The organism is Streptomyces sp. S465 (assembly GCF_026898115.1).
GTDB classification, from domain to species: Bacteria; Actinomycetota; Actinomycetes; order Streptomycetales; family Streptomycetaceae; genus Streptomyces; species Streptomyces luomodiensis.
Genome location: NZ_CP114036.1, coordinates 9,042,527 through 9,053,583 on the forward strand (window position 1 = coordinate 9,042,527; position 11,057 = coordinate 9,053,583).

Annotated in this window: 7 protein-coding genes; all 7 read left to right on the forward strand. The window is 70.6% G+C overall.

The features are described 5' to 3' along the window. Window positions 1-151 precede the first annotated feature (151 nt). The 7 genes from rph to N6H00_RS38170 all read left to right on the forward strand — a co-directional run bounded on the left by rph (window position 152) and on the right by N6H00_RS38170 (window position 11,021). On the forward strand, window positions 152-2,785 hold the full coding sequence (gene rph, locus N6H00_RS38140; protein ID WP_268976477.1) for a rifamycin-inactivating phosphotransferase: 2,634 nt from the start codon (window positions 152-154) through the stop codon (window positions 2,783-2,785). 125 nt (window positions 2,786-2,910) lie between these two features. Beyond that, entirely contained in the window at window positions 2,911-3,930 is a 1,020-nt protein-coding gene (locus N6H00_RS38145) for an RICIN domain-containing protein (protein ID WP_268976478.1), read from the forward strand. Window positions 3,931-4,158: 228 nt separating this feature from the next. Beyond that, the gene (locus N6H00_RS38150) at window positions 4,159-4,326 is read left to right on the forward strand and encodes a hypothetical protein (protein WP_268976479.1); all 168 of its coding nucleotides are present in this window, start codon (window positions 4,159-4,161) and stop codon (window positions 4,324-4,326) included. A gap of 200 nt (window positions 4,327-4,526) precedes the next feature. Next, window positions 4,527-5,834, forward strand: a complete 1,308-nt coding sequence (locus N6H00_RS38155) for an alpha/beta hydrolase family protein (protein ID WP_268976480.1) — start codon at window positions 4,527-4,529, stop codon at window positions 5,832-5,834. Window positions 5,835-6,043: 209 nt separating this feature from the next. Beyond that, complete coding sequence (gene ccrA / locus N6H00_RS38160; protein ID WP_268976481.1) at window positions 6,044-7,405, forward strand: crotonyl-CoA carboxylase/reductase; 1,362 nt, start codon at window positions 6,044-6,046, stop codon at window positions 7,403-7,405. Next, entirely contained in the window at window positions 7,402-8,145 is a 744-nt protein-coding gene (locus tag N6H00_RS38165; protein ID WP_268976482.1) for a thioesterase II family protein, read from the forward strand. Before ccrA ends, N6H00_RS38165 begins: the two co-directional genes overlap by 4 nt. 134 nt (window positions 8,146-8,279) lie before the next feature. Continuing rightward, entirely contained in the window at window positions 8,280-11,021 is a 2,742-nt protein-coding gene (locus N6H00_RS38170; protein WP_268976483.1) for a helix-turn-helix transcriptional regulator, read from the forward strand. The last annotated feature ends 36 nt before the right edge of the window (window positions 11,022-11,057 follow it).

Below are 11,057 nucleotides of genomic sequence, written 5' to 3' on the forward strand. Positions count from 1 at the left end.
GTAGGCAAAAGACAAAGGCAAGGAGAACTTGCTCCTTGCCACTCTCAACGTATAGCGCACTGGGGGGCTTGCCGCAAGACCCGGGTCACGGCGCAGAATCGTCGGCCGATGCCCCGACCTGGGGGCATGGGGAGGCACGAGGTGTGTGTTGTTGTCGACGTATGGGGGACGCGGTGATGTCCTCGAGCAGTACGTGGTGGATCTCGAAGATGTCGACGAGACGCGGGTCGCGGTCGTCGGCGGCAAGGGCGCGCACCTGGGCGGGCTGTCGCGGGTCGACGGCGTCCGCGTGCCGGGTGGCTTCTGCGTGACGACGGACGCCTTCCGGCGGATCATGGCGGACGTGCCGTCGATCGACGACCGGCTCGATCAGCTGTCGCGGCTGAGCCCGGACGACCGGGAGGCGATCCGCACGCTCAGCGCGCAGATGCGCGAGACCATCGAAGGCACTGCCATTCCGGGCGAGCTCGCGGCGGCGATCAGCCGCGCGCTCGCCCGGCACGGCGAGCAAGCCGCCTACGCCGTCCGGTCCAGCGCGACGGCGGAGGACCTGCCGACGGCCTCCTTCGCCGGCCAGCAGGATACGTACCTGAACGTCGTGGGGCCGACGGCGATCCTCCAGCACATCAGCCGGTGCTGGGCCTCGCTGTTCACCGAGCGGGCCGTGACCTACCGCCAGCGCAACGGCATCGACCACCGTACGGTCCACATGGCCGTGGTCGTGCAGCAGATGGTCTTCCCACACGCCTCCGGCATCCTGTTCACGGCCGACCCCGTCACGGGCAACCGGAAGGTCGCCACCGTGGACGCCGGCTTCGGCCTCGGTGAGGCCCTGGTCTCCGGCCTGGTGAACCCGGACGTCTTCACGGTGCGAGACGGCGAAGTCGTCGCCAGGGCGATCGCCGCCAAACAGCGTGCCGTGCAGGCCCTGCCGGCCGGTGGTACGCGGGAAGTGGCGATCGACGCGCAGCGGCAGGAGCAGCCGGCGCTGACGGATGCGCAGGCCGTGCGGCTCGTGCGGCTCGGGCGGCGGATCGAAGCGCACTTCGGCCGCCCGCAGGACATCGAATGGTGCCTGACCGACGATGGCTTCCAAATCGTTCAGAGCCGGCCGATCACGACGCTGTTCCCCCTCCCCGAGACCGGCGACCAGGAGAATCACGTCTATGTCTCCGTCGGTCATCAGCAGATGATGACCGACCCCATGAAGCCCCTGGGGCTCTCCATGTGGCAGCTGACGGCCATGGTGCCGATGCACGAGGCCGGCGGGAGGCTGTTCGTCGACGTCACCCGGCGCCTGGCCTCGCCCGCGAGCCGGGCCGGCCTCCTGGACGTCATGGGGCGAGGCGATCCGCTGGTCAGGGACGCACTGGAGACCGTCCTCGGCCGCGACGATTTCGTCCCGTCGCTCCCGGACGCGGATCCCGGCGGGCCGCCGGCCGGCAACGCTTCCGCCCCGATCGAGACCGATCCGGCCATCGTCACCGAGCTGATCGAGCGCAGCCAGGCGTCCATCGCGGCCCTGGAGCGCGACATCCGGACGAAGACCGGACCGGCGCTGTTCGACTTCCTGCTGGAGGCCTTCGAGGAGCACAAACGAGTCCTCGGTGATCCGCTGAGCCTGAAGGCGATCATGGCGGGGATGGAGGCCACGTGGTGGCTCAACGACAAGCTGGGGGAGTGGCTGGGGGAGAAGAACGCGGCCGACACGCTCACGCTGTCCGCCCCCGACAACGTCACGTCGGAGATGGGACTGGCGCTGCTCGACGTCGCGGACGTGATCCGCCCGCGCCCGGAGGTGGTGGCGTTCCTGCGGGGCATCGAGTACGTCGAGGACGACGCCTTCCTGGACGAGCTGGCGAAGCTCGCGGGCGGGACCGAAGCGCGCGACGCCATCGAGGTCTACCTCGACCGGTACGGCATGCGCTGCGTCGGCGAGATCGACATCACGCGGTCGCGTTGGCGCGAGTGCCCCACCACACTCGTGCCGGTGATCCTCGACAACGTCAGGAACTTCGCACCGGGCGCCGCGAAGCGGCACTTCGAGCAAGGGCGGCAGAAGGCGCGGCAGAAGGAACAGGACGTGCTGTCACGCTTGCGGGCCCTGCCGGACGGGGACCGGAAAGCCGACGAGGCCAAGCGGATGATCGACCGGGTCCGGACCTTCATCGGGTACCGGGAGTACCCCAAGTACGGCATCATCAGCCGCTACTTCGTCTACAAGCGGGCCTTGCTCGCGGAGGCCGAGCGCCTCGTGCGGGCCGACGTGCTGCCTGAGCGGGAGGACATCTTCTACCTCACCTTCCAGGAGCTCCACGACGTCGTGCGCACGCACCAGGTGGATCACCAGCTCATCCAGCGGCGCAAGGACGCGTTCCGCTCGTACCACGCGCTCACCCCGCCCCGGGTGCTCACCTCGGATGGCGAGGCCGTCACCGGGGCGTACCGGCGCGACGATGTGCCGGCCGGTGCCCTGATCGGCCTGCCGGTTTCCGCCGGGACCATCGAGGGACGGGCCCGCGTCATCCTCGACATGGCGGAGGCCGAGCTCGAAGCGGGCGACATCCTGGTCACGACCTTCACGGACCCCAGCTGGTCGCCGCTGTTCGTCGGCATCGCGGGCCTGGTGACGGAGGTGGGCGGCCTGATGACCCATGGCGCGGTGATCGCCCGGGAGTACGGCTTGCCGGCCGTCGTGGGCGTGGAGCGGGCCACCCGGCTGATCCGGGACGGGCAGCGGATCCGTGTGCACGGATCCGACGGGTACGTCGAGATCCTGAAGTGACGTCTGCGAACTCCCCGTGGAATCAGTGGAGTTGATACCTTGGCAGGCAGTCCGACATCATCGGCACTTCGATCATTTGGGGGGTTTGTATGAGAGTACTGGGACACGGGGCCTTAGCCCGGACCGTGGCCGTCTTCTTCGCCGTCCTCGCCGTCACGCTGGGCCTGTCGGCCCAGGCCGACGCGGCCGAGACCGTCGACGATCCGGGTGGTCTGACCGGACTGACGTTCACGTCGGTCAACAGTGGCCGCAACCTCGACCTCCAGAACGGCAACACCGGGGACGGCGTGTTCATCGTCACCAATTCCGCCCCTGGTTACCACCAGAAGTGGACCGCCAGGTTGCAGGCCGACGGATCGTTCACCCTGGCCAACGACGTCAGCGGCAAGTGCGTCCAGGCCGGCCTGCCGCTCACACAGCGTCCGTGCTCCGGATCGTCCGGCCAGCGCTGGTACTTCCAGCCGGTGAACGGCGCCGACGACACGTTCATGATCCGCAACGCCGGCGACGACAAGTGCATCGACGTCGTGCTGGCCTCCCAGAGCAACGACGCGTGGACCGACACCTACGGGTGCAACGGTACCGCCGCGCAGCAGTGGCGCATTCCCTCGTCGGGCACCGATGCCGCGTTCAGCGCCGCCGTGACGTACGCGTCCCACCGCTGCCAGACCAAGGCGGCGACCTGCTCCTGGACGAAGGGTTCCCAGGCCCCGGCCGAGCCGCTGCCGAAGCAGTGCGTCTCGCCCGGCTGGTACAACGGCACCGAAGCACCCGTGCCGTGGACGTTCTCGCTGACGACGACCTCCGGCTGGTCGAGCGAGCTGAGCGTGTCCTTCCAGTCGACCGTCGGCGCGACGAGTCCGGTCCAGGCGAGCGTCACCTCGACCGTCACCGGCAGGGTCACGTACAACCTGAGCGAGGCACTCGGGAACAGCCTGGTGATCAGCGTCCCGTCGCACCAGTACGGGTGGGTCGCGCTGTCGGAGCTGGCGACGAAGGTGACCGGGGAGTGGACCTTCGACGCCAACGGCTACCCGTGGACGGCGCACGACACCGTCACCGTTCCGCTGCTGAGCGACGACCAGGGGCGGGCCAGTATCTATCTGGTCGAGACCAGCCCGGAACCCCCGACCTGCGGCGGCTGAACCAGTCGGCGGGTTTGTGGCAGCAGAACGCCCCCACCGGCATGGGTGGGGGCGTTCGCGCTCGGCTGGTTCAGCCGCTCGCCTTCGCCTGTGTGCGGTGCCTGCTCGCCGGCCTTCGACAGCGGCCCGTAGGCCGGCGATTTCCCGCAGGACACGGTCGTTCACCTATCCGGGTGGTCTGCCGCTTCCTGGGCCGCCCGTTCCACCGTGGGGCGTCATGCTGCGGGAATGCCTGAGGACCCACACTGCTCGAAATGCTGCCCTGTTGAGCAGCCGGAGCCCCCGGAGCCGTGGTCACCGCCGTCGGTCGTGTATCTGTGGCTGGCGATTGTGGCCGTGGTGATGGTGGGCGGCTGGGGTCTGATCGTGTGGGGGCTGGCCGGCGGCTGGCGGTGACGCCGCGGCCGGGTGGAGCCTGTGGGTGTCCGAGGTGGCCGGATCGCCGATGGCGAACTCGTGGTCGTGACGAGGCGAGCGTCGGACACCATCCGGCTGGCCCCATGGATTCGGGCCCAGGACGCAACCAGGATCGTGCCATGCGATCCATACCTGCTGGTGACTCCTCAAACACTTCCCGCTTTTCCGGTCTTTCGGCCATGTCTGTGACACGGCGGCGTTTGCTGGCCCGCGCGGCCGGTTCAGCCGTAGTGGGTGCCGTCTCGGTCCTGGGCCCGGCCGCGCGTGCGTCCGCCGCGCCGGCGGCCGCTGATGGGCCCGTACGGCTGGAACTGCCGCGCCCCACGGGCCCGTGCGCGCTCGGCGTCACCGAACTGCGTCTGGTGGACCGGACGCGTCGCGGCCCCTGGTGGGCGGGGGACGCGGCCGGGCAGTTCCGGGAGCTCATGGTGAGTGTCTGGTACCCGGCCGATCGCGCCGCGGCGGAGGACGGGCCCCGGGCGCCCTATATGCGTCCGGGCGCGGCAGCGGTCTTCGGGGCGGGTGCGGCGAACATCCTCGAGGTCGACCAGGGGGCCATCGACTGGGCCGGGTTCGGCACCCATGCCCGTGTCGGAGTGGCCGCGGCGTCCGGAGGCGGGCCCCGTCCCGTGGTGCTGTACTCGCCGGGCATGTACAACGAGCGCACGCTCGACACCACCGCCGTGGAGGAGCTGGCGAGCCACGGCTATGTCGTGGTCACCGTCGACCCCGTGCACGAGGCGCATGCGGTCGAGTTCCCGGACGGCCGCGTGATCGAGCCCGCGCCCGGTCTCGGCGCCATTGAGGCGGACGCCGAACGGTCCAGGGCGGCGCTGGAGGTCCGGGTCGCCGACATCCCGTTCGTCCTGGACCAGCTGGCCGTGCTCGCCCGCGGCGGCAACCCCGACGCCGGAAAGCGGTCGCTGCCGCAGGGTCTGGGGAAGGTCCTGGACCTCGCACGCACCGGCATGTTCGGGCATTCGCTGGGCGGGATGACGACCGCGGAGGCGATGCGTGTGGACCGTCGTATCCGCGCCGGGGCCAACCTCGACGGGCCGCTGGGTTACGACTGGACCGACCCCGAACTGCTGCTGCCGGTCGCCCGCACCGGTCTGGACCGGCCGTTCCTCCAGATGGGGGCGTGGCTCGCGGTCCCGTCCGGCAGGCTGCCGCACACCCACGAGCATTCCCCGTCATGGCGGGCGATGTGGCGCAACTCCACGGACTGGAAGCGCGATCTGTGGACGGAGGCGGCCGAGCACAATTCGTTCACCGACTACCAGACCGTCCTCCCGGGCCTCGCCGAGCGGCTCGCACTGCCGGACGGACTGACATCCCGGATGATCGGCACCGTCGGCCCGGCGCGGTTCGCCGCCAGCCGGCGGGCCTATCTCACCGCCTTCTTCGACCAGCATCTACGCGGCCGCCACCAGCCGCTGCTCGACGGCCCCTCGCCGCTCCACCCGAACGTGCGGTTCATCGGCTGAGACAGCGGGGTGTGGTGGGTGGGGATCGGCACCGGGGGAGCGACAGCCGATGCATTCAGTGCGGCCAGAGGATACAGCCACTGATGAATGCTCTCAAGAGAATCTTCCCCCCAGCCGCGATGTCAGGGGGTGGGTATCCGGCCAGGGGTGTGAGTGGCGTTATGGGCGTGGCTAGAGTTAATTTGCGATCTCGGAGCGGAGGACCAAAAATGCGTGACCTTCTTCAGGCGTTGGAGTCCGGCGACGCAGGAGAGGGTGATTTCCGGAACTTAAAGATTCCGGAGAGTTACCGGGGAGCCGTGGTACTCGCTGACGAAATACACATGTTCGAAGGTCTGCGGACCCATGAGAAACACCCCGAGAAATCGCTGCACGTGCGCGACGTGCCGACGCCCGAGCCGGCCCCCGGCGAGGTGCTCGTCGCCGTGCTCGCCAGTGCGATCAACTACAACACCGTATGGAGCGCGCTCTTCGAGCCGATCCCCACGTTTCACTTCCTCGCTCGGTACGGGCGGACCGGCGCCGCGGCCAAGCGGCACGACCTGCCCTATCACGTGGTCGGGTCCGACCTGGCCGGTGTCGTCCTGCGCACCGGCGACGGCGTGGTGGACTGGAAGCCCGGCGACCGCGTCGTCGCGCACTGCCTCAGCGTCGACCTGCACACGCCCCACGGTCACGACGACGCGATGCTCGACCCCGAGCAGCGGATATGGGGCTTCGAGACGAACTTCGGCGGCCTCGCCGAGATCGCCCTGGTCAAGGCGAACCAGCTGATGCCGAAGCCCGCGCACCTGACCTGGGAGGAGGCGGCCGGCTCCGGGCTGGTGAACTCGACCGCCTACCGGCAGCTGGTGTCCCGGAACGGCGCCCGGATGAAGCAGGGCGACGTCGTCCTGATCTGGGGAGCCGGGGGCGGGCTCGGTTCGTACGCGACCCAGCTCGTCCTCAACGGCGGTGGCATCCCGGTCTGCGTCGTCTCGGACGAACGCAAGGCCGACCTGGTCCGCGCCCAGGGCGCGGAGCTGGTCATCAACCGGGCCGCGGAGGGGTACCGCTTCTGGACCGACGACGACCGGCAGGATCCCAGCGAGTGGAAGCGCTTCGGCAAGCGGATCCGGGAGCTGACCGGCGGTGACGATCCCGACATCGTGTTCGAGCACCCGGGGCGTGCGACGTTCGGCGCGAGCGTCTACGTGACACGTCGGGGTGGCACGATCGTCACCTGCGCGTCAACCTCGGGATACGAGCACGCCTTTGACAATCGGTACCTGTGGATGTCCGTGAAGCGGATCATCGGTACCCACTTCGCGAACTATCGTGAGGCGTGGGAGGCGAACCGCCTGATCTGCAAGGGGATGGTGCACCCGACGCTGTCGGTGACCTACCCGCTCGACGACGTCGGGTCGGCGGTGCGCGATGTGCATCGCAATGTGCACAACGGCAAAGTCGGCGTCCTCTGTCTGGCGCCGGAGGAGGGATGGGGCGTGACCGACCCGGAGATGCGGGAGAAACACGTGGCCGAGATCACCCGGTTCCGGGCTCCCCAGGCCGCGGCCGAGGGGGTGCGGTGAGCTCGGAACTCTGGCTGCGGCAGTTCTTCCCCACGCCCGAGGCCCCGGTACGGGTGGTGCTGCTGCCCCACGCCGGCGGATCGGCGACGTTCTACCTTCCGCTGGCCCGTGCGCTCGCCCCGGTGGCGGACGTGTACGCCGTGCAGTACCCCGGCCGCCAGGACCGCCGCGACGAGGAGGCGGTGCGCGACCTGCGTGTTCTCGCCGGCCTCGTGGCCGAGGCGTTGAAGCCGGGGCTGGACCGGCCGCTGGTGCTGTTCGGCCACAGCATGGGCGCGACACTCGCGTTCGAGCTGGCCCAGCGGCTCCCGGTGGCGCACCTGATCGTCTCGGGCCGGCGGGCGCCGTCGCAGCCGCGCGCCGACCAGGACCACCTCGCGTCCGACGACGAGCTGCTGGCAGCGGTCATCGGCCTGGGCGGGACGAGCGCCGATGTGATGGCCGACGACGAAATGCGCGCGCTGATCCTGGCGCCGTTGCGGGCGGACTACTACGCGGCGGAGACGTACCGGTGGGAGCCCGCGCCGCCGCTGGAGACGCCGATCACGGTGTGCATCGGTGACGACGATCCGAAGACGACGGTGGAGCAGGCCCACGCCTGGGCCGGGCACACGACCGCGCCGACCACGGTGGAGGTCTTCCCCGGCGGGCACTTCTACCTCGTCGACCACCAGGAGCGGGTCGCCGAGCTGGTGGCCCAGGGGGTACGGCGGGTGGCGCCGGGGGCGGTCGGCTCCTGACGGAACGGCACGGCCCGAGATCACATCTTCCCGTCTGTAGCACAGCATCCCGCCAGGCTGGATCACAGCCGTACAGATCAACAAGCCATGTGATGCCTATGGGTTTCCACGACGGTCGCGAGGTAGTTCCATTCGTGATAGCGCGCTTATCTCCCCCAGATCTGATCGCCCGCGATGACGAGTTCGGTGCCCTCCACCGGGCGCTCACCCGAGCGGGGGGCGGGCGGGGCGTCGTCGCCGCCGTCACCGGACCGATCGCCTGCGGCAAGACCGAACTCCTCGACGCCGCCGCGGCCAAGGCCGGCTTCGTCACCCTTCGCGCGGTGTGCTCCATGGAGGAGCGGGCCCTGCCGTACGGCATGCTCGGCCAGCTCCTCGACCAGCCCGAGCTGGCCGCCCGGACACCGGAACTGGTCCGGCTGACGGCATCGTGCGAAAACCTGCCGGCCGACGTCGACAACCGCCTGGGGACCGAACTCACCCGCACGGTGCTGACGCTCGCCGCGGAGCGGCCCGTACTGATCGGCATCGACGACGTGCACCACGCCGACGCCCCGTCGCTGCGCTGCCTGCTCCACCTCGCGCGCCGCATCAGCCGGGCCCGTGTCGCCATCGTGCTGACCGAGCTGCTCCGGCCGACGCCCGCCCACTCCCAATTCCGGGCGGCACTGCTGAGTCTGCGCCACTACCAGGAGATCGCGCTGCGCCCGCTCACCGAGGAGCAGACCACCGAACTCGTGCGCCGGCACCTCGGCCAGGACGCGCACGACGACGTGGTGGCCCAGGCGTTCCGGGCGACCGGCGGCAACCTGCTCCTCGGCCACGGCCTGATCGACGACATCCGGGAGGCACGGACACGGACCTCAGGGCGCCTGGAAGTGGTCGCGGGGCGGGCGTACCGGCTCGCCTACCTCGGGTCGCTCTATCGTTGCGGCCCGGCCGCGCTGAGCGTCGCCCGAGCTTCCGCCGTGCTCGGCGAGAGTGTCGAACCCACCCTCGTCCAGCGGATGACCGGCCTCGACACCGAGGCGGTCGAGCAGGCCCACGAACAGCTGGTCGAGGGGCGGCTGTTGCGGGAAGGGCGGTTCCCGCACCCCGCGGCCCGCTCCGTCGTACTCGACGACCTCTCCGCCGCCGAGCGGCGTGGCCTGCACGAGCTGGCGCTGGAACTGCTGCGGGACCGCGGCGTGGCCAGCAAGGTGCTCGCCCGCCACCAGATGGGTACCGGCCGGGTGCACGGCGCCGAGGTCGCCGGGCTGTTCACCGAGGCCGCACGCGAGCACCACCTGCGCGGCGAGCTCGACGAGGCCGTCACCTACCTGGAGTTCGCCTACCGGGCCTCCGACGACCCCGCCGTCCACGCCGCACTGCGCGTCGACACCGCCGCCATCGAGCGGCTCTGCGATCCCGCCAGATCCGGCCGGCATGTGCCCGAGCTGCTCACCGCGTCGCGGGAAAGGCTTCTCTCCAGCGAGCACGCCGTGTCGCTCGCCTGCTGGCTGGCGATGGACGGGCGGCCGGGCGAGGCCGCCGAGGTCCTGGCGGCCCAGCGCTCCACCGCCCAGAGCGAGCAGGGCCGGGCGCACCTGCGCGTCGCGGACCTGTCCCTCGCGCTGATCTATCCCGGCGCGGCCGATCCGCCGCGTCCGGCCGATCCGCCGGCCGAGGACGAGGTCGCCTCGTTCTCCGGAGCCGTCCGGCACCGCGCGGTCGCCGACAAGGCCCTGAGCAACGCGCTGCGCGGCTGGTCCGAACAGGCCGAGGCCAAAGCCGAGTACGTGCTCCAGCACTCCCGGGTCACGACGGACCGGACCACGACCATGATGGCGTTGCTGGCCCTGCTCTACGCCGAGGACACCGATGCCGTCCAGTCCTGGGTCGACAAGCTGGCCGGTGACGACAACATGCGGACCCCGGCCGACGAGGCGGTCCGCGCGGGGTTCCGCGCCGAGGCCGCGCTGCGCCGCGGCGACCTGACCGCCGCCGTCGAGTGCGGCGAGGCCGCGCTCGCCCCCCGGGTCGTGCCCTCCTGGGGGATGGCCGCCGCACTGCCGCTGAGCAGCACCGTGGCCGCCGCGATCCGACTGGGCGACCTCGACCGGGCGGAGCGGTGGCTCGCCGAGCCGTTGCCGGAGGAGACCTCGGACAGCCTCTTCGGACTGCACATGGTCTGGGCCCGTGGGCAACACCATCTCGCGGCCGGGCGGTACCGGGCGGCGTACAACGCGTTCCGGGACTGCGGGGAGCGGATGCGACGCTGGTCCGTCGACGTGCCGGGCCTGACCCTGTGGCGGGTCGACGCCGCCGAAGCGCTTCTGCTGCTCGGCCGCGGCCGTGACGAGGGGCTGAGGCTCATCTCCGAGCAGCTGTCCCGGCCGATGGGGTCCCGGGCGCGGGTGATGACGCTGCGGGTGCAGGCGGCCTACAGTCCGCCGGCCAAGCGGATCGAACTGCTCGACGAGGCCGCCGATCTGCTCATCATGTGCCGCGACCAGTACGAGCTGGCCCGCGTCCTCGCCGACATGGGCGAGGCGTGCGGCATGCTCCGGCGGCACAGCCGTGCGCGGGGACTGTTCCGCCGCGCACGGCACCTCGCGACCCAGTGCGGAGCCGTGCCGCTCCTCCGGCGGCTCGGTGGGGAGTCCTCGGACGCGGACGGCACCCAGGACGTGACGCCGGCGCAGCGGATCACATCGCTGACCGAGGCGGAGCGGCGGGTGGCGTCGCACGCCGCGGTCGGGCGCACCAACAAGGAGATCGCCAGCCAGCTGTTCGTCACCTCCAGCACGGTGGAACAGCACCTCACCAACGTGTTCCGCAAGCTCGGGGTGAAGGGCCGTCAGCAGCTGCCCAAGGAACTCTCCGACGCCGGCTGAGCCGCCGTCCGCACCGCGGCCGCCGGTGCGGACGGC